The 22,527-nt window shown below is 72.1% G+C and carries 10 protein-coding genes and 1 pseudogene; 3 read left to right on the forward strand and 8 right to left on the reverse strand.

All coding sequences use genetic code 11. The features are described 5' to 3' along the window. Nucleotides 1–725 precede the first annotated feature (725 nt). From A6A27_RS05830 to A6A27_RS47095, 4 genes and pseudogenes are all read right to left on the reverse strand, one after another. Nucleotides 726–2,030: a M14 family zinc carboxypeptidase gene (locus A6A27_RS05830; protein WP_073833502.1), complete on the reverse strand. Its 1,305-nt coding sequence runs from the start codon at nt 2,028–2,030 to the stop codon at nt 726–728. A gap of 316 nt (nt 2,031–2,346) precedes the next feature. Next, the gene (locus A6A27_RS05835; RefSeq protein ID WP_073833503.1) at nt 2,347–3,579 is read right to left on the reverse strand and encodes an SLC13 family permease; all 1,233 of its coding nucleotides are present in this window, start codon (nt 3,577–3,579) and stop codon (nt 2,347–2,349) included. 182 nt (nt 3,580–3,761) lie between these two features. Continuing rightward, nucleotides 3,762–4,994 (reverse strand): glycoside hydrolase family 16 protein, encoded by a 1,233-nt coding sequence (locus tag A6A27_RS05840; protein WP_073833504.1) that lies wholly within the window; start codon nt 4,992–4,994, stop codon nt 3,762–3,764. A gap of 421 nt (nt 4,995–5,415) precedes the next feature. Next, nucleotides 5,416–7,376, reverse strand: a pseudogene (locus tag A6A27_RS47095) (M14 family metallopeptidase). A gap of 223 nt (nt 7,377–7,599) precedes the next feature. Here A6A27_RS47095 and A6A27_RS05855 point away from each other — a divergent pair. Continuing rightward, the gene (locus A6A27_RS05855) at nt 7,600–17,265 is read left to right on the forward strand and encodes a calcium-binding protein (RefSeq protein WP_073833507.1); all 9,666 of its coding nucleotides are present in this window, start codon (nt 7,600–7,602) and stop codon (nt 17,263–17,265) included. A 170-nt stretch (nt 17,266–17,435) separates the two neighbouring features. Here the strand turns inward: A6A27_RS05855 and A6A27_RS05860 are convergent, their stop codons facing one another. The 4 genes from A6A27_RS05860 to A6A27_RS05875 all read right to left on the reverse strand — a co-directional run bounded on the left by A6A27_RS05860 (nt 17,436) and on the right by A6A27_RS05875 (nt 19,658). After that, entirely contained in the window at nt 17,436–17,954 is a 519-nt protein-coding gene (locus A6A27_RS05860; RefSeq protein WP_073833508.1) for a hypothetical protein, read from the reverse strand. Nucleotides 17,955–18,015: 61 nt separating this feature from the next. Continuing rightward, a complete protein-coding gene (gene smpB, locus A6A27_RS05865) occupies nt 18,016–18,501 on the reverse strand; it encodes an SsrA-binding protein SmpB (RefSeq protein ID WP_073833509.1) in 486 nt (161 codons plus the stop codon). 114 nt (nt 18,502–18,615) lie between these two features. Continuing rightward, complete coding sequence (locus A6A27_RS05870) at nt 18,616–19,293, reverse strand: hypothetical protein (protein ID WP_073833510.1); 678 nt, start codon at nt 19,291–19,293, stop codon at nt 18,616–18,618. After that, entirely contained in the window at nt 19,290–19,658 is a 369-nt protein-coding gene (locus A6A27_RS05875) for a hypothetical protein (RefSeq protein ID WP_073833511.1), read from the reverse strand. The genes A6A27_RS05870 and A6A27_RS05875 overlap by 4 nt, the downstream gene beginning before the upstream one ends. A gap of 161 nt (nt 19,659–19,819) precedes the next feature. Here A6A27_RS05875 and A6A27_RS05880 point away from each other — a divergent pair, with 161 nt between their 5' ends. Then, on the forward strand, nt 19,820–21,799 hold the full coding sequence (locus A6A27_RS05880) for a sensor histidine kinase (protein WP_073833512.1): 1,980 nt from the start codon (nt 19,820–19,822) through the stop codon (nt 21,797–21,799). Beyond that, complete coding sequence (locus tag A6A27_RS05885; protein ID WP_073833513.1) at nt 21,787–22,434, forward strand: response regulator; 648 nt, start codon at nt 21,787–21,789, stop codon at nt 22,432–22,434. Before A6A27_RS05880 ends, A6A27_RS05885 begins: the two co-directional genes overlap by 13 nt. Nucleotides 22,435–22,527: the final 93 nt, after the last annotated feature.

Genomic DNA, 22,527 nt, shown 5'->3' on the forward strand with positions numbered 1-22,527 from the left:
TACACCCCTCATCGGCTCCTCTTCCCCCGTCATTTACGGGCACAATCTGCCCTTGTGCGCCTAATGTCCGAATTGTCCGTATCCGGCCTAGTTTGGGCCGAGGTGAATTGGAGGAAAAGCTAACACGGCGCAAAGGGGAACACGCCGGAACTATGTGATGGATCAGGTCGATTCTGCACAAGGCGTCAGGAGGGCTGTCCGCCTGGCCGACCCGTTCGGACGGTCGGCTGATGTCCGCTCATGTTGTTGCCGGCACGAGCCGCGGTCGTGCACACGAGGCTGCCAACGGGAACGCCGTGGGATGCCATGCCCCTGAAGGTGCCGGCGGCGCTGAGCCGGCTATCGGGCGGGCGGCTGCTGGTCGATGAGGTGCTGAGTGGGCAGTCGGCGCCCACCGCCAGCTTGAACTGTCCTGAACGCTGCCGCTCTGACCTGCGGTTTTACAATTTGCTGCCCAGCCACGCTGAAGGTGTCCTTCGATTCGAACACTCGCGGCCAGCATTCAATGGCATTCAATATTGCCTGGTAAAACCGTATTCGCTGGGCGGCGCGGTAAGGGGCTTGCGGCTGTGGCAGCCCTTCTTGGCAGCGTGCCGAGCGGCGGGACCGGGTGGGGCTGCGGGATCTCGCCGAGGGTCGGCGACCCGCTGCCGTTCATGTTCAGCTGTGCCGGCCGGCCGGCTACGACGGAGGTCGGAGCCGGCCGGCACCGCGTTCAGCGGGTGTTACTTCAGGTCCTTCTTGTGGAAGTTGCGGGTGCACTGCTGCAGGTCGACCGTGACCGTCTGGCCCAGGTCGACGTTCACGGGCGTCCGCTGCAGGACCGTGCCGTCCGGTCGCTCGCACGTCAGGATCCACGGCTCGGCGTGGAATCCGGTCTGGTTCGGGTGCACGCCGTCGGCCTGATACGGCGGCACCGGCCGGTACGACGGGTTGACCGACCAGCGGAACTTTCCGTTCGGCTGGGTGATGTCCAGGTCGGAGGTCAGCGTCGTGGGGAACCCGCTCGGTCGCGTCGTACCGTCCGGCTGCGGGTAGGGCTGGGTGTACATGTCGAACGACTTGCTGATCCGCAGCACCGCGTCCTTGGGTGCCTTACCTTCGATGACCGAGTGCTGGGCCGGGTCGGCGGTGTTCTCCAACGCCTCGAACATGGCGAGCCGGTGGGCCGGGTAGGTGTCCACGACCTGGGTCTCGAAGGTCCGCGGGAGGCCCCGGTCGGGGCAGGTCTCGGCCGTGAACGCCAGCCCCCGCGTCGCGAAGTAGGCCCAGTCGATCGCCTCACCGGTGGTCTCATAGTCGTGCGCGGAGTCGCGCGGGATGTAGTTCGCGCCGTAGCGCTTGGCCATCCTGGTCGCCAGATCCTCGTACCGCGCCACGTCCTGGGTCGGCCCGACCGCCAGCTGCAGGGGCGGGTAGAGGACGACCTGGATGCACGTGTGCTGGGTGACGAAGGTGGTGGCCTGCCGGGTGGACAGCAGCCACTCGATGTTCCTCGCCTCCGGCTCGGACCACGGCGCCGCGCCGCCCGTCGAGATCGGCAGCCAGCCGAACCCGTAGTTGCGGTTCATGTCGACGTTCGTGTCGGTCTGCCGGCGGTTGCGCACGAACCCGTCCACGTTGACGACCGGCACGACCACGAGCCGGGCGCGGTCCAGCAGGGCGGACACGTAGGGATCGCCGGCGGACGCGGCGTTCACCAGGTCGACCGCGTACTCCATGACGAGTTCCCCGCTGGGCCACTCGTTGCCGTGGTGCATCCCGACCGTGACGAAGACGGGCTTGCCGTCGTTGGCCTGCACGTTCCGGGTGATCTCGATGCCGCGGACCAGCCGGCCCGACGACGTCGGGTACGGAAGCGTCAGCGGCTTGACCAGATCGGTGTGCTCACGCGCCAGCGTCTCCATGTCGCGCTCGTAGTCGGCCAACGACCGGTAGGTGGTGTTGCCGCTCGGCAGCGCCGAGTCAACCGTGGCGGCGGCCGCGGGTGCCGCGAGGCCGGTGATGGCGAGGCAGGCAGCGGCTGCCACCGCCAGTCCTGCGCGCCAGGGGAGGCGGCTATGTCTGCTGATCCACATTCGATTCATCCCTTTGCTGTCGTTGTATGGACAGGAGCGGGCGAGCGAGAGCGGCGACTCACCTCCATCCTCTCGGTGGCCGTGCTCGGTGCTGCGGCCCGGATTCCCGCCACAGGGCAAGATCCAAGCGACCGTATCGATACCCGTAACGGCTGGTCAAGGGTGTGCGGATGGCGACGTGCCGCCCCGGGCCGGCGGCTCCGGTTCCGGCTCGCCCTGGCCGGCACCCGGACCGACCTGGCCCGGGTCGCGCTGACGTGACCGTCGGTCAGCCGGGCGGGGCGATCAGCAGGGCGGCGACGGTGGCGGTGGTGGCCAGCGCGGCGAGCGCGGCGCTGGTGGCCACGAACCGACCCAGCGGGACGGCGACCCCGGCGGCCCGGCAGCGCTCGTACCAGATCAGGGTGGCCAGCGAGGCCCACGGGGTGGCCAGCGGGCCGACGTTGGTGCCCATCAGCAGGGCCAGCAGCTGGGTGTGGTGGTCGGCGGCGATGACCGCCTCGCCGGCCACGTAGGCGGGCAGGTTGTTGACCACGTTGGCGAAGAGCGCGCCGACGCCGCCGGCCCGCAACGCGCCCTCGGTGCCCGGGTCGCCACCGATCAGCGTCCCCATGACGGTGTCCAGGCCGTGCCGGCCGATGGTCTGCACCACCAGGAACAGCCCGGTGACGAAGACCAGCAGCCGCCAGGGGACGAGGTGGAACGTCAGGCTGCGCCGGGCGCGCACGGCGAAGCCGGCGACCAGGATCGCCGCGGCCACGCCGGACGCGAGTCCGATCTCGACCCCGGCGAGGATCCCGGCGACGAACAGCAGACACGCGCCCAGCGCGGTGCCGTACAGCACCGGGTCGGGCGGCACGTGCGGCGGCGGTGGGGTGAACGGATCGGCACCCGCCCGCGCCGGCCGCCAGTACCACCACCAGAGCAGCAACATCGTGATCGCGATGGCGACCAGCTGCGGCCACCACATCCGGGCAGCCCACGGCACCGGTGCCAGCCCGATCCGGTCGCTGGCCAGGATGTTGGTCAGATTGGACACCGGCAGCAGCAGGCTCGCCGTGTTCGCCAGCCAGACCGTGGTCATCGCCAGCGGCGTCGGCGATACGCCGAGCTTGCGGGCCAGGGCGATCATCACCGGGGTGAGCAGGACGGCGGTGGTGTCCAGGTTGAGCGCGATGGTGGTGACCGAGGCGAAGCCGACGCAGAGCCAGAACAGGGCCCGGTAGCTGCCCCGTGCGGTGATCGCCACCCGGGCGGCGAGCGCGTCGAAGACCCCGGCCACCGCGGTCAGCTCGGCCAGCACCACCACGGTGCCGAGGAAGATCAGGATGGGGAGGATGCGGCGGACGGTGGCCTCGGCCTCCGCGCGGGGGAGCAGCCCGGTGAGGACGCAGAGGACGCCGCCGGCAGCGAGCCCGATCGCGATCCAGTCCAGTACGTGCAGCCGGCCCCAGCGGGATCGGTCCGGTGCGGCGGACGGCGGGTCGCCGACGGTTTCCACGACCGTTGATCCTCGCACAGTCGTCGCCGGCACCGGCTGGTCGAACGTGGGGAAGCTGGACCCGTACCTCACGCAGGTGCGGCGGCTCTCGGTGGACGCGCCGTCCTGAGACAGCGCCGGCCGAGTCGGCCCGGCCGGCGCTGTCTCAGGAGGTCACCGGGCCACGCCCGGTCCGGCTCCGGTCAGCGTCGCCACTGCTGGTTGGCCCCACCCGTGCAGGCCCAGATCTGCAGCGGAGTGCCGTCGGCGGAGCTGACCCCGGTGGCGTCCAGGCACTTGTTCGACTGGGGGTTGACGATGTCCCCGGCGGAGCTGAACACCCACCGCTGCGCGCCGGTGCCGTTGCAGTCGTAGAGCTGCACCCGGGCGCCGTTGGCGGTCGACCCGCCGGCGACGTCGAGGCACTTGCCCAGGGCGCGTACCGAGCCATCGGCGTTCCAGCTCCAGCGCTGGGCGGCGGTGCCGTTGCAGGTCCAGAGCTGGACGGTGGTGCCGTTGGCGGGGTTCGCGCCGGCGACGTCCACGCACTTATTGCCGTAGCCGATGATCGGGCCGCCGGTGCCGCCGCCGCTGTCCCAGGCCTGGACCCGGACGTAGTCGACGACCATCGTCTGCGGGAAGACCGTGCTGCCGTCCGGGTAGCCGGGCCAGTTGCCGCCGACCGCCACGTTCATGATCATGAAGAACGGGTGGTCGAAGACCCACCGGTTGCCGCCCGCGTCCGCCGGGGTCTTCCGGGAGTACGCCACGCCGTCGAGGTACCAGGTGATGGAGTCGGGCGCCCAGTCGACGGTGTAGGTGTGGAAGGCGTCGGCGAGGGCCTGGCCGCCGGGCAGCGAGGTCTGGCCGGTCAGCGCGTTTCCGCCGGAGTAGCCCGGTCCGTGCAGGCTGCCGTGCACGGTGGACGGCTCGCGCCCGATGTTCTCCATGATGTCGATCTCGCCGTTGTTGGGCCACGGGTTGGTGGCGATGTCGTTGCCCAGCATCCAGAACGCGGGCCAGATCCCCTGCCCCCGGGGGATCTTGATCCGTGCCTCGAACCGGCCGTACGTCTGGGTGAACGTGGCGGCCGTGAGTAGCCGGGCGGAGGTGTACTGGCAGCTGCCGTACCAGCACGAGTAGCCGGCCGGATTCTCCCGGCGGGCGGTGATCACCAGGTTCCCGTTGCCGTCGAGGGCGGCGTTGCGGGTGCTTGAGGTGTAGTACTGATGCTCGTTGTTGCCCCAGCCGCCGCCGCCGATGTCGTAGCGCCACTTGCTGGCGTCCGGCGGCGCGCCGGCCGCCCCGTTGAACTCGTCGGACCAGGTGATCGCGCCGGGTGCCGCTGCGGCGGGTGCGCTCGTGGTCGCCGTGAGGGCGACCGTGAGGCCCACGACGGCGAGGGCGCCGGCGGCGATGGTGCGGATGCTGCGCACGGATGCCTCCCCTCGGTCGGTCAGCTGTGGCCGGGTCGGCCGGCCGTACAGTTAACAAACCTACAAATAGACATCTTTAAACATATGAATGAAGTGGGAGGCTGTCAAGAGAGCGCTCCCCTCAGGGCGGTTCCGGAACCTGTCCGACATATTGACGCCAGACGAAGCGATTTGGAAGGAACCCGCTCCGGGACACGCACGGCGTCAGCGCCGGTGATGCCGACCACCGGCCTCGGTCGGCCCGGGGCCGCGCACCGACCGGGCGCGGGACCGGCTGGCACCGGTCGCCGCGGACCGCTCGCCGGTACGGGTGGCGCAGGCGGCGGCCGACTGGCCCGGGTGCGCCCACCCGACGGCCGCGCCCGCCTACGTCCCAGTCGGACCGCCCGCCGTCGTCACCGATGAAGCTGGCTCGCCCGGGTCAGAGCGAGAGCCGCCAACCGGTGAGGGTGCCGGTGTCGCCGACCGCGGCGTCGTACACCTTCAGCTGCCAGGTGCCGTTGGCGACCTCGCCGGACAGATCGACCGGGAAGGTCTGGTCGATGTTGTCCGCGCTGCCGCCCACCCGGTCCCGGAGCACGTACTCGCTGCCGTCCGGCGCGATCAGGGTCAGCGTCAGGTCACCGACGTACGGGTGGGTCACGTGCACCTCGACGCTGCTGGCCGCGCCGGCGTTGCCGGGGCAGGTGCCGATCGTGATCGGGCTCTGCACTGGGGTCAGGTCGGGGATCGCCACGTCCGTGTCGTTGCTGCCCGTGCAGCCGGCCCGCCCGTCGACCCCGAGACCGTAGGAGGTCGACCGGGTGACGCCGGTGCCGGTGCCGGTGACGGTCACCGCGTAGCTCGCCGGCAGGGCGCCGGTCGGCACGGTGACGGTCATGGTCGCCGAACCGCCGGAGGTCACCGTGGGCGGGAGGAAGACCGCGCTCGTCCCCGCCGGCAGGCCGCTGGCGCTCAACGTGACCTGCTGCGGGTTGCCGGCCGTGGTCGTGGTGGTGACCGTGGTGGTGACCGAGCCGCCCGAGCTCACCGTGCCGCTGGCCGGGCTGGTGCTCATGGCGAAGTCGTCGGCCGCCGCGCAGTAGGTCGCTGCCTTGCCGATCGCCCGGTACGGGCAGTCGGCGTACTCGCCGAACATCAGTACCGCCTCGCGGTTGCGCGCGGTCGCGGCCGCGATGTCCGAGGCGGGCGGGTAGAAACCGGGGTCCGGGTCGACCGGGTACAGCTCGAAGGTGTACGTGAAGATCCGCTCCTGGCCCCACAACCAGTCGTCGACCGACCCGTCGGTGATGTACAGGTCGCTCGCCTGCTCCGGCGTGTATCCGTTCGTAGCCGCCATCTGCTGGCCAATGGCCTGGTACGTCGCGTACTCGTCGGCGCTCATCCCGCTCACCACGGTGGACTTGGTGTAGCCGAAGGGCCACAGCACAAGCTCACCGTACGAGTGGAAGTCGATCGCGGCTTTGATCCGCTGCTTCCCGGTGCCCGGATCGCGCCGGCTCACCACGAAGTCGCGGACGGCAGCGGTCTCGGGGGCGGAGAAGGCCGACTTGCCGCGGTAGGTGGGCGAGGACGGCGACGTCGAGGAGCCGCCGCAGCAGCCCCACTTGTAGCCCCAGTTGCGGTTCAGGTCGGTGCCGATGGCGCTGCTGCCGGTGTTGGGCTGCCGGTTCTTGCGCCAGTCCCGGTACACGCCGGTGGCGATGTCGTACTCGGCGCCGTCCGGGTTGACCATCGGCACGATCCAGAACACCCGGCCGTCGACCAGGCGGGTGATCCGTGGGTCGGTGCCGTACTGGCCGGTGAGCTGCTCGGCGAGGTAGAGCGCCTGCTCGACGGTTAGGTGTTCGCGAGCGTGCTGGTTGGCGGTGAAGAGCACCTCCGGCTCGGCCTCGTCGGCGCCGACATTGTCGGAGATCTTGAGCGCCACGATGTCCCGGCCTCATAGGACTTCCCGATCACCCGCCGGCTGGCGATCGTCGGGTGGGCGGCCACGATCGCGTCCACCGCGGCCAGCGTCTCCGCGTGGTCGTGGTACGCGGCGTCCGGGGCGGGGAAGGCCATCGCCGAGGCGCCCGACGTGGACACCGCCACCGTACGCAGGCCGAGGCGCTGAATGGCGCGTACCTCGGCGGGGGTGGCCGTGACGGTCAGTTCGCCGTGCTCGATGTGCTCGATCGCGGCGCCGGTGCGGGCGACCGCGTCCACGTCGGCCTTCGACTTGAGGTGGGTGACCCGGTACGGCGCGGCGCGGTCCTGCTCGGCGTGAACACCGGCACCCACGCCCGGCCCCACGGGTGCTCCGGCGGCGGGCGCCGCCGTGGCCAGTAGCGCGACGCCGGCGAGCAGGGTGGTGCGCAGGGCACTGGTCCGTAGCGGCACGGGGCCTCCCGACGGGCTGGTGGGCGGGGGTTGGCGCGGTGCGGCGGGCACGATCCGATCCGCGAGCACAGTCTCTTCGGGCCGGCCGTATCGACGGTCTCGACCGAATGGCTTGACGCTGTGTCACCATCCCGACACAGCCGTTGTGAGCAACTTCCGCGATCGATGTGCTGTCGCCGACCAGCGCCGTCGGTGACGGCCATCGACCAGGACGAGGTGGCTCATGGTGGCACTACGGCGGCTGCTGGCCGCGGCGATCGCGGCGGTGCTGACGGCCGCGCTGGCACTGGTGTGGACGGCTGCGCCGGCCCACGCCGACGAGGCGTGGGAGACGGCGCTCAAGTCCTTGATGTCCCGCACCGCCACCTGGGCCGACGGTGGACTCTCCCAGGTCGGGCTGCTCGGCCAGCCGCTGCCCCTGCTCGGGGTCAGCCCCGGCGCGCTGGTCGACGCGGACAAGCTCGCCAAGACGGCGTCCGACGCGCTGGCCAGCGGCCTGACCAAGGACGACGTGGACCTGGGCGGCGGGACCCGGCTTACCAGCTCGGTGACCACCAGCGGCGGTGACCACCTGCTCGACGTGCTGCTGACCACGAAGCGCGAGGTGGCCGACAAGGAACTGACCGCCAACGGGGTCACCCTCGCCAAGGCGGTCAGCGTCACCGGCTGGGCCACCCTGCATTTGCGGGCCCGGCACACCGCCGCCGGGGAGACCTACCTGGTGCGCGACGGCGACACCCCGCGGATCGACATCGACGCGGCGGCGCGGCTGCGCGCCGACCTCGACAAGGCCACCGCCTCGGTCGGCATCCTCGGCGTCACGCTCACCGCCGGCAGCACCCTCACCGCCCGCACCCACCTCAAGGTCACCGTCACCGATCCCAACGGCGACGGCCGGCTGGCCTTCGACACGCCCGCCGGGCCCGGCACGGGTGAACTCGGCGCGGCCGGCTCCCTGGCCGGCCTCGCGCAGGTGGCGCTGGACGGCTCCGGGGGCGGCCGGATCTCCGACACCGAGACCGAGCCCGGCCCGGGCTCCGTGCACGGCGTGATCAAGCTCGGCGCGGCCACCGCCGGGGCGCCCTTCGCCCTGCCCGCGGTGGCGGCAACGGTGAACGTGGACTGGAACGACATCTCGGTCGGCAGCCCGACGGTGACCACCACCGGGCTGGACGAGACGATCGCCAAGTTCCGCAACATGAGCCCGCTCGACCTCGCCTCCGGGCTCGCCCAACTCGCCACCCTGCTCAGCGGCGTGCAGCAGAGCGGCCCGGCGGGCAACCTGAACCTGCCGTTCCTGCGTGGCACCTTCGCCGACGCGGTCAAGGTCAACGAGAAGCTCACCGACTTCCTCAAGAAGTACGTCCACCCGCGGCCGGACGACCCGCAGTTCGATCCCACCAAGGACGACCCGGCCCTGGCCGGGCAGCCCAGGTTCAGCTCCATCCAGGAGCTGCTCGCGCTGCTCGCCGCCGAGGGCTTGCCCGTGGACAACCTCTCCTTCGCCGGCGACAAGCTGGTGTTCCGGGTGAAGCTGGAACGGGAGTCCACCGTGGAGGTGCCGCTGGACCCGGGCGCGGCCTCGCTCTCCGGCCGCGGTGCCACGTTCACCGCCAACGGCTTCAGCGTCAGCGGCAACCGGTTCACCCCTGGTGACCTCGTCGGGCAGCGGGTGGTGGCCGGCACCTCCGCCGGCACCGTCGCGGCCAACACCGCCAACTCCGTCACCCTGGTGCAGGACTGGATCGGCGGCCAGCCGGCCAACGACAGCGTCTGGGTGATCAGCGGGTCCAGCCCGAACATCGGCGCGGTCGAGCTGGCCGGCACCCTCACCGACCCGGTCGACGACGACAAGAAGGTCGGCCTTCGGGCGGCGAACGCGCAGGCCAGCTTCGCCAAGGTGAAGCCGCGCTACAGCGCCGCCCTCACCCTCGTCCTCGACCTGCGCGACGAACTGGGCAGCCCGACGGCCAACGCGGACCGGGTGCTGCTGCGTACCGACCCGGCGGTGCCGTTGTTCAGCGCGGACTTCCCGATCACCACCGGCGTCGACTTCTACGCCACCGCCGGCTTCCTCAAGGTCAAGCTCGGCGGCGACCTCTCGGTCGGACCGGCCGCCGCCGGCCAGCGGATGCTGGAGGTGAAGTTCAAGCAGGCCCAGGACATCAGCCTGGGCACGTTCTTCCACCGGCTGCAGTCCGAGCCGACCACTCTGCTCGCCGCGTCCGCGTCGGTGAAGACCACCGGCCGGGTCAAGGTCAGCGTTCCGGGCGACACCGGTGCCCTCGGGCAGGGCATCGGGGTGGACGTGAGCTGGAAGGCCGGGGAGGAGCCGGTGGTGAACACCTCCGGGCTGACCGGGCTCTTCGCTGTGGACTTCGACCCGAACGACCCCAAGGCGCTGTTCGCGGTCGTCGTCGAGGCGCTCCGGCTGGTCAACGCCGCGCTCTCCCAGGCGGACACCGGCAGCGGACCGCTGGACAAGAAGATCCCGCTGCTCGGCCGCTCCCCCCGGCAACTGCTCGGCGCCGACGAGAGCGGCGTCGGCAAGGACGTCACCTTCGCCGCCGACGGGACGAACTTCCTGCTCAAGGACGACAGCCGCAAGGACGACGCCGGTTTCGACGCCCGGCTTGAGGGCCGGACCGTGGTGATCGGCAGCAAGGCGTACCGGGTACTGAAGCAGGTGGACGGGCAGACGCTGCGGATCGACGCGGCGGGCACCCCGAAGCCGGCGGACGGCACCGCGTACGCGCTGCGGCCAGAACTCGCCGACGCGCTGGACCGGCTCCTCGCCGCGCCCCCGGACAACCTCCAGGACGCCCTCGACGTGCTCAACAACGCCATCGGCGCGGGCAGCGGGGTCAGCTTCACCGTGGATCAGCGCGAGGGCGGCCCGTTCCTGCGGATCGGGCTGGACTGGAAGCGGAACTTCCACACCGGTGGACCGCTCGCCTTCGGCTGGGGCGGCGGCAAGGACCTGATCAGCCTGGACAGCTCCGGCACCTTCGCGCTCGACGTCTCCGCGAACGCCAAGCTCGGGCTGCTGCTGCCGCTGCGCCTGGACGCCGCGCCGATCCTCGACCACACGTCCTCGGCCAGCGTCACCGTCTCCGGCGGGATCACCAAGGGCGCGATCGCCGCCCGGGTCGGCCCGCTCGCCCTCGACCTGGGCAAGGACCCCGACTTCGCCACCGTCAAGGCCAACCTCAGCCTCGGGCTCGGCGGGTTGACCGAGGACGGCCCGATCAGCGGCCTGCTCGGGCTGACCCCGCAGTTCAGCACCGCGGGCGTCGACTGCGGCGGTGGGGTCGGCGGCGCCAACGTGCCGATCTGCGCCCGCGCGCCGCTCTTCGTCAACAACTGCGAGCCGGCCGACGCCACCAACCTGCTCACCTTCACCATGGGCCTGGACCTCACGCCCACGGCGAACACCCCGAACCTGGACTCCTGCTTCGCCAACCTGACCATGAAGCTCACCGACTTCAACGTCGGCATCGACGGCTACCTGGCGAAGGTGGAGGAGGCGCTCCGGCTGGCCAGCTTCGACGGCAAGCTGCCCCTGGTCGGCGACGACCTGCAACAGGGCCAGCGGTTCGTGGCGCAGCTCCGCGAGCAGATCAAGGCGGCGATCGGCCCGGTGCTGGCCGACGCCACGCTGGACAGCGCCGGCCTGAACGCCGCGCTCAAGGAGGCGCTCAAGCCGGTCGACGAGAACGTCACCGCCGAGGTCAGCTGCCGCACCGGGGTGGCCACCCCCTGCCAGCCGGAGGACTTCCAGGCCGTCCGGATCAAGCTCACCTCGGCCAAGGGTGACCCGTCCGCGAGCGGCGGCTGCCAGATCGGCTGTGCCGAGGCCAACGTGCCGCTCGACCTCGGTATCCCCGGCCTGTCGTTGAAGGCGAAGAAGGGCGCCGCCGACGGCATCAAGGCCAAGCTCGGCTGGAAGCTGCACCTGGACCTGGTCCTCGACCGGGACGAGGGCTTCTACATCCCCACCCACGACGGGGACACCACGCCCGAGGTGCAGATCGGGGGCAGCTTCGACACCACCGGCGACCTGGCCGCGCAACTCGCGTTCATCCAGGTCAACGCCACCAAGCAGAGCACCGACCCGCTGGTGCGGGCGTACTTCGGCATCGACCTCAAGGGCTCGCCAGGGGAGAAGAGCTGCTTCGACCCGACGGTCACCGCGGACTGCACGGCCGACCCGGACGCCAAGCTCACCCTCGCCGAGTTCGGCGACCTGGGCTCGCTGCTCGCCACCGACCTCACCGCCAAGGTCGACATCGACTGGAAGCTGGCGGCGGTGGTGAACACCGGCGACGAGGTCGGCTCCGCCCTGCCCGGCATCAGCGCCCGCTTCGGGCTGAAGTGGGGCCTGGAGCACAAGCAGGGCGCCCTCACCGCCACCGGCGACGGCGTCACCACGCCGCTGAAGGTCACCTTCACCGACATCGCGCTGGACGCGGGTGCCTTCTTCGACAAGATCCTCAAGCCGGTCGTGGCGAAGCTCAAGGCGGTCACCGGACCGCTCCAGCCGGTCATCGACACCCTCTACGCACCCATCCCGGTGCTGTCGGACCTGTCGAAGGCCACCGGCGGACCGGACATCACCCTGGTCTGGCTCGCCAAGACGTTCAGCACCCTCAACGGCGGCCCGAAGCTGGACTTCGTGGACACCGTGCGGGCGGTGATCACCTTCGTGAACCGGATACCGGACTGCGACTCCGGCTGCTCCATCCCGCTCGGCCAGTTCCTGGTCGACCCGGCGAAGGCGCTCACCACCGAGGTGTCACCCGCCTCCGCGGAGAGCCTGATCAAGCGGGACGACCCGTTCACCCAGGCGAAGTCCGCCGCCGAGGTGAAGACGAAGATCGACGACGCCGCCGGCGACGACGGGGAGAAGTTGTTCACCCCGAAGAACCCCGGGGAGAAGTCCAACGCGGAGAAGACCGGCTTCAGCTTCCCGATCTTCGACAACCCGGGCTCGCTGTTCGGGCTGCTGCTCGGCCAGGACGTCGAGCTGGTCAGCTTCGACTCCGGTCCGCTGGCGCTGGGCTTCAGCTGGCGGCAGTCCTTCGGCCCCGTCTACGCCCCGCCGCCGGTGCTGGTCACCCTCTCCGGCAGCGCCTCGGTCACCGCCCGGTTCATCGCCGGGCTGGACACCGCGGGCATCCGGCACGCTGTCGAGGCGGCCACCGACGGCAGCAAGCTCGACGCCGTCAGCCTGCTCGACGGGCTGTACTTCAAGACCGCCGACAGCACCGGCAAGCCCGTCCCGGTGGTCACCCTGCGCGGCGAGATCGGTGCCGGGGCCGAGGTCAGTGTGCTGATCGTCAAGGCCGGCATCCAGGGTGGCATCCGGCTGACCGTCGGGTTCAGCTGGAACGACCCGAACAACGACGGCAAGTTCCGCACCAGCGAGTTTCTCGAGAGGCTGCGGGTGAACCCGATCTGTCTGTTCACCACCAGCGGACAGCTCTCCGTCTTCCTCAAGGTCTACATCACCATCGACCTGTTCCTGTTCTCCAAGACCTTCGACTTCACCCTGGTCGACGCGACCCTGCTCGACTTCCGGGCGCAACCTGACTGCACCCCGCCACCACCGGAACTCGGCGGCACCGTCGGAGACACCCTGGTGGTCTTCGCCGGCAAGTTCGGCAAGCAGGAACAGCGCGGCGACAAGGCCTGGGACAACAGCGCCGGCACCTACGCCGGTGACGTGGTCAAGGTGTACGCGCTGCACTACGCCGACGCCGGCACCGAGGGCGCCAGCGACGACTTCGACGGCTTCGCGGTCGAGGCCCTCGGCCGCAAGCAGGAGTTCCTCGACCCGTCCCTGACCCGGGTGGTGGTCGACGGGCGCGGCTACCAGGTCGCCGACGCCGACAAGGTCTCGCTGTCGGTGCTGCTGCTCGGCGACGGCGACACCAGCGGCGACGGCACGAAGACCTCGTCCTTCGACAAGACCGCCGTGGTGCTCGGCTCCGACGGAAAGGACCAGATCCGCACCGGCACCGTACCGGCGTACGTGGACGGGCGCGGCGGCGACGACGTGATCGTCACCGCCGAGGCGCCCGGCGCGGTCAGCCGGGTCGCCGGCGGGCCCGGAAAGGACTCCATCACCACCGGCGACGGCAACAACGTGGTGGCCGGCGACAGCGGCCTCGGCGGCACCGACCGGGCCGCCACCACGGTGCACACCTCCGTCGGCGACAAGACCCTCACCGGGCTGATCGACTGGACGACCCTGACCGACCCCACCGCCGCGAGCGGCGGCGACGACGACCACGTCACCGTCGGGCACGGCGCCAGCCGGGTCTACGGCAACGGCGGCGACGACGTGCTCGGCGTGGTGGTCGACGACCGGCCCAACGGGAAGAACACCCTGGTCGGCGGCCCGGGCGGCGACACGATCAACGGTGGCCGGGGCGACGACACCATCCACACGTACGACACCACGATTCCCGCCGACGTCGACCAGGCCGGCAGCGGCGACATCGACCTGACCAACCAGGTGGACACCGGAGCCGGCCAGGACACCGTGTACGGCAGCGCCGGCGTCGACCTGGTCGTCTCCCACTCCGCCAACGGCCAGACCGGCCGCGTCTACGGCTACGGCGGCGACGACGTCCTGGTCGGCGGCTACGGCACCGACGAGCTGTACGGCGGCCCCGGCCAGGACTACCTGATCGCCGAGCCGTCGCAGGTGGGTGAGCCGGGCGCCACCGACGGGTACGGCCCGTTCCGCCAGGTCACCCACCAGCCGCTACCGGCCGGCACCCAGTCGCAGAACAAGCTGCTCGTCGGCGGTCTCGGCAGCGACCACCTGATCGGCGGCGACGGCGGGGCGACGATCTTCGGTGACCGGCACCTGCCCGCCGAGACATGCGTCGACGCCTCCCTCGCCGACGCGCAGCCGGCCCCCGCCGACCAGGGCGCGGCCGACCTGATCCTCGGCGGCGCCGGGGTGGAGGTGGTCTCCGCCGGCAGCGGCGACGACCGGGCCGACCTCGGCGGTGGCGACGACCGCGCCTGCGGCCAGCTCGGCGACGACACCCTGCACCTGGGCGGCGGCAACGACCGGGCCTGGGGCGGCGCCGGCGTCGACCAGCTGCACGGCGGCGACGGTGACGACCTGCTCTTCGGTAACACCGGCGACGACGGCCTCTACGGCGATGCCGGGCAGGACACCGCCGAGGGCAACGAGGGCGGCGACCAGGTCTTCGGTGGCCCGGACGCCGACGTCCTCTACGGCGGCTCTCGCGTCGCCGGCGCAGGCGACGGCCGGGACTTCCTCTACGGCGAGGAGGGCGCCGACCGGATCGTCGGCGACAACGGCACCCCGCGGATCGGGGACGTCGGACCGTACCCGCTGGACCTGGCCGGTGACGTGGCCGGGGCCGGCGCCGGGGACGTGATCTCCGGCGGCGGGGACGACGACGTGGCGTACGGCGGGCTCGGCGGCGACCGGATCAACGGCGACGCCGGGAACGACCAGCTCGAAGGCAACAACGGCGCCGACCTGATCCACGGTGACCTCGGCCGGGACGAGATCATCGGTGGCTCCTCGCAGGAGCCAGCCGCCGGCACCGGCCGGCCGGACAGCGGCGACGAGCTGTACGGCGACGCGGACGCCGACCTGATCGCCGGGGACAACGCCCGGTTCACGCCGGCCGGCGCCGACGCCACCCGGGTCACCCAGGGCCGGCCCGGCCCGGCCCGCAAGGTCACCCTGCTCGACCTCGGGTTCAGCCCGGCGGCCGGCACCAGCGGCGGCGACCTGATCTCCGGTGGGGACGCCGACGACGTGATCTTCGGCCAGGGCGGACCGGACCGGGTGCACGCCGACGCCGGGAACGACTACGCCGAGGGCGGCCCCGGCTCCGACTGGGTCGAGGGCAACGCCGGCGACGACGACCTAGTCGGTGGCTCCAGCACCGCGTACGACGGATCCGGGGCGGCCACCACGGGCCAGCCGGACACCGCGGACGCCGTCTTCGGCGGACCCGGTTCCGACGCGATCATCGGCGACAACGGCGCGGTGCTGCGCCCGCTCCCGGGTGAGCAGCCGACCTCGGTTACCGTGCGGCTCGGCGCCGACGGCAACCCGTTCGGGCCGCGGATCGTGGTGCTTCTGGACCGGGCGGCGGCCACCGCCAACCGGTACGGTGACGACCGGCTCAGCGGCGGCGACGGCGTGGACGCCCTCTGGGGCCAGGACGGCGACGACGCGCTGACCGGTGACGGCGACGGCGACTACCTGGAGGGCAACGGCGGCGCGGACAACCTCCGCGGTGACAGCGCCCTCGGCGGGGCGGGCCGCCAGGCGGTCACCCCGCTGGCCGACCCGGGCTGGCCGGGCGAACCGTCGCCGCCGGCCGAGCTGGTCGGCGCCGGCGCCCCGGCCGGGCAGGACGACCTGATCGGCGGCAGCTCGACGGCGGGCTTCCGGGACACCGGGGACGTGGTCGAGGGCAACGGCGCCGACGACGTCATCCTCGGCGACAACGGCTCGCTGCTGCGGACCGTGACCACGGTCAACGGGAAGCAGACCGAGCGGGTCTACACCGAGCGGTACCCGACCGGCGCCGTGCCGACCGACGCCACGGTGGCCCGTACCCACGACCCGGCGTTGCCGGGCCCGTCCACCCGGTTCTGCACCACCGCCCAGGCCACCTGCGAGCCGGCCGGTGCCTTCGGCAACGACCAGCTCTACGGCGACGCCGGCAACGACGGGATCTGGGGCCAGGACGGCGACGACCTGATCCGGGGTGGCGCCGGAGACGACGACCTCTTCGGTGAGCTCGGCGCCGACACCCTGTACGGCGACGACGGCCGGGACGCCATCCTCGGCGACCGGGGCGGCGTGGTGAACCAGTACCTCAACGCCGACGACGTGGCGGCGCTGGGCTTCACCGTCACCCTGTCGTCGGTTCCGCAGGAGACGTTCACCGGGTTCCGGGCCGGGGACTACGACCGGCGGGTGGACCTGCTGCACGACACCGACGGCGACGCCTGGATCGGCAGTTCCACCTCGGCGCCGATGCCGCACGCCGGGCTGACCGCCGGCGCGGGTGACGTCATCCGCGGCGGGGCCGGCGCGGACAACATCCACGGCGGCTTCGGCGACGACGTCGCCAACGGCGACAGCGGCGGCGACGAGGTGTTCGGCGGGGAGGGCTCGGACGTGCTCTGGGGTGGCAAGGGCTGCGACCCGGTGCTCGACGCGACCAACCCGCAGTGCCTGGTCAACGGCGTGTTCAGCGCCGCCGCCCGGGGCGACCACGACCAGTACGTGGACCACCTGTTCGGCGGTGCCGGGGCGACCAGCGGCCCGGCGGTGACCGCCGTGCTCAGCTCCGACCTGCTGGACTTCCGCCCGCGCGGCTCCTACCCGGACAACTGCGCGGCCGGGGCCTGGCCGGTCGACCTCACCTCGGGGACAGTCGACCCGTGTCGCTGGTTCGAGATGACGAACCTGGACAACGACGACGTGGCCGACAACCAGCACCACCACGGCACCGACTGGCTCTACGGCGGCTGGGACCGAGACGTGCTCCAGGGCGACGTCACCGCCAACGGCCCGAACAACGGCGACCGGCTGTTCGACTGGAACGGCGCCTACAACCTGTACACCCACTGCAACTCGGCGTACGGCGGGTTCAACGACATCCGCCAGCACAGCCCGGCGATGCAGGACTTCCTCACCCGGCTGGCCTGGGCCACCGGCGCGGGTCGCAGCGCCTCCGACGTCACCACGGCCGGCACCTCGGCCTTCCTGGAGCTGTCCTACGTCTACCCGAGGGACAACAAGGAACAGGGAGCCGGGGCGGCGTTCCCGGGCACCCCGGGGCACTTCGACCAGCCCTCCTGCACCGACTGACCGACGGCCGGGCCCGGCTTCCGCACAGGGGAGCCGGGCCCCGGCATGCCCGGCTCAGCGGCCACGATCCGCCTCCCTGAACGTGCTGCCCCGAGTGTCGCGGGCGGCCGCACGTCCCCGAAGCTGTTCGGGGGTGCGCGCGGGTCGGCCGGCGCGCGGGGGTTCCGGGGTCAGCCTCGGCCGGCGATCGGGACGGCGGTTTCCGCGGCGAGGGGGCGCCCGGCGTCGTCGAGCGGGGTCACGAGGACAGACTCGTCTGTCGCGGGAACGGCGGAGGCCGGAAGCAGGAACACCCCGGCATGAAGGTCCGCGCGCAGAGCGGCGCCGGGCGGCCCGACCGAGACCGCCCGCGCGCCAGTGACCGGCACAGTGCCGACGAGCCCGTCGAGGATCTCGCTGGCGCTGTACTCGTCGCTGCTGCCACTGCTGGCTCCGACCGCCCCCTCGTGCCGTCCGGACCGGAGGCTCTCGACGTACCACCCGGACGTCCCCGTCCAGAGGCGCAGGGTGTGGGCGCTCGCGAGCGACACCGTGTCGGTGACGACGTACCCGGCCGGCGGCTGCCAGACCGGCTCCGGCTCCGCCGCGGGCGAGGGCCGGTGGGAAGTGACGACGGCCGCGATGGCCGCCGACACCGCCGCGAGCCCGAGCAGGCTACGGGTGTTGGCACGGACGTTGGCCGGATTCATGGCCCGATCATCGCTGCCGCTCGCCACCAGGTCCAGGCCCGCCCCGGAAACCGCTTCAGGGTCAGCGGGTCGCGCGGGCGCCCTTGAGGCGGCGGCCCAACTCCCGGGCGATCTCCCGGTTGGCGTCCCGTTCGGCGATGGCCTGCCGCTTGTCGTACGACTTCTTTCCGCGGGCCAGGCCCAGCTCGACCTTGGCCCAGCCGTTGGAGAAGTACATCGACAGGGGCACCAGGGTGATCCCGCCCTCGCGCAGCTTCTCCAGGATCCGGCCGACCTCGATCCGGTGCAGCAGCAGCTTGCGGGTGCGCCGCGGCTGGTGGTTCGTCCAGGTGCCATAGCCGTACTCGGCGATGTGCAGGCCGTACAGCATGATCTCGCCGTCACGCTCCTGGGCGAACGCGTCGACCAGCGACGCCCGCCCCTCGCGCAACGACTTCACCTCGGTGCCGGCCAGCACGATCCCGGCCTCGTACGTCTTGAGGATGGTGTAGTCGTGCCGCGCCTTCTTGTTGGAGGCGATGAGCTTCCGCCCGTTCTCCCTGGCCACGCCCCACCCCCCGTGCTGTCGACCCGGAGCAGGATACCCGCCGGCGAAGGGCCGGGCGGCGCAGCCGGCCGGAAACTCCCGCGCCCGGGGCTCCGCCCAGGCGCGGGAGACCGATCACCTGCGCCGTGCCAGCCGTACGGCGAGGGCGGCGAAGCCGACGGCCTGGAGCGTCGCGCCGGCGACCTCGAACCACTCGGTGCCGGCGATCAGGCCGGTCACGTGCAGCACCGGCCAGCAGCAGATCGCGGCGGCGGCCCAGGCCGGTGCGGTCCGGGCACGCAGCAGGGCGATACCGAGCAGCAGCGTGCCGAGGATGTTCCCGGCCACGAAGAGCAGGAGCCACGGGATCGCAGCTTCGCCGGCGGCGTCCAGCACGGCGGCGTAGTCGCCGGTGGGGCCGCCCCGCTCGGCCACGGCCAGGTCGACGAAGCCTCTCATCACGGCGCCGAAGTACGCCACGTACCCGGCGATCATGAGTGACCCGCCGATGAGGCCGAGCCGGTTCGCCCGGTGCCGGGTGAACCCGATGGCGCCGAGCGCGGCCGGGATGATGAGCAGGCAGCCGAGCAGGGCCGCGATGGTGCTCACCCGCAGTGGCGTCGGATGCGCGGCGGCGAGCGCGAGGGCGTCCGCGCTGGTCTCGTCGCTGCCGCCGTCGCGGGTGGCCCAGGCGTAGGCGGCGTTGGCGACCACGAACCCCCACGGGGCGAGAAGCATGGCGGCGGCGGTGCCGACGCGGCGCAGCGCGTCGGTCGGGGCGACCGCGACCTCGCGGTCGAGGGTGGCGGTCATGACGCGGCCACCGCCGGCCGGCGCAGGCCCGGCCAGATCAGTGCCAGGGCGGCCACCGTGACGGCGATACCGACGCCGAGGAGAACCTGGTTGGCGGCGGAGATGCTGTCGTCGCCGAACGCCGGCAGCACGGCGAGCCCGGACAGGATCCGGGTGACGATCACCGTGACGAGGCCGCCGCGCCGTCCGCGCCAGGCGAACCAGGCGCCGGCGAGGGTGATCGCGCCGAGCAGCGTGATGACCACCGCCGCGGCGAGCGGCGGTTGGCCCTCCCCGCCCACGCCGAAGAACCCGGTGGCCAGGTCGCCGAGGCCGAGCAGTCCGGCGAGTACGAGACCGACGGTGAAGGTACGGGTGTGTCTCACGATTGCCCTCCTTGAGCGGATGTCCTGGCCAGCAGTCTTGGCCCGGGCCCCGCCGCCGGGCATCGGGGCGGACTCGGGAATCGGGGTGCGGGGAGGTACGGAAGCGATCTCCGTGCTGGCACGCATCCGCACTGGTTGCCGGAGGGCTTACCGTGGGGGCCATGACCCTGCCGCGGCTGGTTTCGTACGGCTTGGCGGCGTTCGCCGCCGCGCTCGTCGGCGCGGGTGGCTGGCTGCTGTCGATTGCCGCCGATCCCGGTCAGGTCGCCTACTTCGCGACCGCCTGCCTCCTCGCCACCGCCTCGGTAGGCCTGGGCGTGCTGATCGCGACGAAGCGCCCGACCAACGTGATCGGTGCGCTGCTCACGTTCTTCGGACTGCTCGCGATCTGGGTCGCCTGGACCGACGTCTACGCGTACGTCGTCGCGCACCGGCCGGGAGCGCTGCCGGTGTCGTCGCTGCTGGCCACCGTGAGCCAGGGCGCCTGGATGCTCAACTACGTGCCGGCGGCGCTGCTCATGCTGCTCTTCCCGGACGGGCGGCTGCTGCCCGGGCGGCGCTGGCAGGTGACGGCGGTCGGCCTCCTGGTGGTGCCGGCAGCGTTCATCGTGCTCACCGGTCTCGACCCCGCCCCGTTCCCGGAGCCGTTCGCGGGTGTGGACCATGCGTTCGGCACCCCGCCGCCGGCGCTGGCGCGGGTGCTGGAACCGATCGCGCTCGTGCTGCTGCCCGGGCTGCTCGCCCTGCTCGTCGCGTCCGCCACGGCGATGGTGGTGCGGTACCGGCGGGCCGCCGACCCGATCCGCCGCGCGCAGCTGAAGTGGTTCGCGCTCGGCGCGTTGTTCCTGCCTGCGACGCTGCTGCTGTGCTGGCTGAGCTATCTGCTGCTCGACGGGCCGGACCTCGCCGTGGCCGGGCTCGCCGCCACGTTGATCGCGATCCCGGCGGCCACCGCGGTCGGCATCCTCCGCCACGACCTGTACGACGTGGACAAGGCGCTGAGCGCCACCGTCACCTACGGCCTGGTCACCGCCGCGCTGCTGGCGTTCTACACGGTCGCCGCCTTCGTCGTCGGCGTCGTGGCGGGGCGCTCGTCGCCGGCGGCGGCGGCCGGTGCCACCGCGGTCTGCGCGCTGGTGCTGTCCCCGTTGCGGGTCCGGTTGCAGCATCGCGTGGACCGCCGGCTCTATCCCGCCCGCCAGGCGGCACTCGCGGCCATCGAGGACCTCCGGGACCGGATGCACGCCGGCGAGGCGGCACCGGAGCGACTCGAGGAAACCCTGCGGCAGGCGCTGCGTGATCCGAAGCTGCGCATCGGGTACCGGATGCCCGGCACGGACGAGGTGGTCAGCGCGACCGGGGCGCGGTTCGAGGCGGCCGGCGAGCCGACCCCGATCCGGCTGGGCGGACAACAGATCGGCGTGCTCGTGCGCGGCGAGACCACCCGCGAGCTGATGCGCGAGCTGGCCGACGCCTGCGCGCTGCTGGTCGAGGTGGTCCGGCTGCGGTTGCAGCTGCGCCGGGCGCTGGGCGACGTGGAGGCCAGCAGGGCACGGCTGCTGCGCGCCGGGTACGCCGAGCGGGTGCGGCTGGAACGCGACCTGCACGACGGTGCCCAGCAGCGCCTCGTATCGCTCGGCATGGCGCTGCGGCTCGCCCAGCGGCACCTGCCCGAGACCGACATCGCCGGCCTGCTCGACCAGGCGGTCGCCGAGCTGGGCACCGCGGTCGCCGAGCTGCGGCAGATCGCGCACGGGCTGCGCCCGTCCAGCCTGGACGAAGGGTTGGCCAACGCGCTGACGATGCTGGCCCGCGGCGTGCCGCTGCCGGTCACGCTCGACATCGGCGCCGAGCCGGTGCCCGAGGAACTGGCCACCACCGCCTACTACGTGGCCAGCGAGGCGCTGGCGAACGTGGTCAAGCACTCCGCCGCCACCAGCGTGCACCTTCGGGTGTCCCGAAGCGACGACCAGCTGAGGGTGACCATCCGGGACGACGGCGTCGGCGGGGCGTGCGTGCGGCCGGGCGGTGGGCTGGCGGGCATCACCGACCGGGTGGCCGCCGCGGGGGGCGCACTCACCGTGGCCGGCCGACCCGGCGACGGGACGCTCGTCGAGGCGGTGCTGCCATGCGGATCGTGATCGGTGAGGACTCCGCGCTGTTCCGGGAGGGGCTGGCCCGGTTGCTCGCCGACGCCGGCCACGAGGTGGTCGGCAAGGCGGTCGACGCGCCGAGCCTGCTCGTCGCCGTCGAGGAAGCCGCGCCGGACCTGGCCGTCATCGACGTACGAATGCCGCCCGACCACACCGACGACGGCGCGCGCGCGGCACGCCAGATCCGCACCCGCCACCCGCAGCTCGGCATCGTGCTGCTCTCCCAGCACGTGGAGACCCGGCACTCGGTGGACCTGGTCACCGGCGGGCGATTCGGCTACCTGCTCAAGGACCGGGTGCTCGACGTCGACGACTTCCTCGACGCCCTGCGGCGGGTGGCCGCGGGCGGGTCGGCGCTCGATCCGGAGGTGGTCACCCGGCTCATCGGTCGCCGCCCGCCCGACGATCCGCTCAGCACCCTGACCGCCAGGGAGCGGGAGGTCCTCGCGTTGATGGCTGAGGGGCGTACGAACGTCGGGATCGCCCGCCGGCTGTGGCTCACCGAGCGGACGGTGGAGGCGCACGTCAGCTCAATCATGGCCAAGCTCGACCTGGCCGCGTCCGACGAGGACCACCGACGCGTCCTGGCTGTGCTGGTCCACCTCCGCCGGGCCACAGGCTGACCGTTCGTTATTCGCGTCGCCTGCTCGGGGCCGCGCCGACGCGCAGCGCGGCATCCAGGAGGGCGTGCGCGGTGGAGTCATTTCCCGGTCCGC

Source organism: Micromonospora sp. CB01531 (assembly GCF_001905095.1).
Lineage (GTDB): Bacteria > Actinomycetota > Actinomycetes > Mycobacteriales > Micromonosporaceae > Micromonospora.

Excerpts from the sequence above, each read along its gene's own strand:
- A6A27_RS05855 (WP_073833507.1), top strand. The coding sequence starts at position 7,600 with ATGGTGGCACTACGGCGGCTGCTGGCCGCGGCGATCGCGGCGGTGCTG.
- A6A27_RS05860 (WP_073833508.1), bottom strand. The coding sequence starts at position 17,954 with ATGAATCCGGCCAACGTCCGTGCCAACACCCGTAGCCTGCTCGGGCTC.
- A6A27_RS05870 (WP_073833510.1), bottom strand. The coding sequence starts at position 19,293 with ATGACCGCCACCCTCGACCGCGAGGTCGCGGTCGCCCCGACCGACGCG.
- A6A27_RS05880 (WP_073833512.1), top strand. The coding sequence starts at position 19,820 with ATGACCCTGCCGCGGCTGGTTTCGTACGGCTTGGCGGCGTTCGCCGCC.
- A6A27_RS05885 (WP_073833513.1), top strand. The coding sequence starts at position 21,787 with ATGCGGATCGTGATCGGTGAGGACTCCGCGCTGTTCCGGGAGGGGCTG.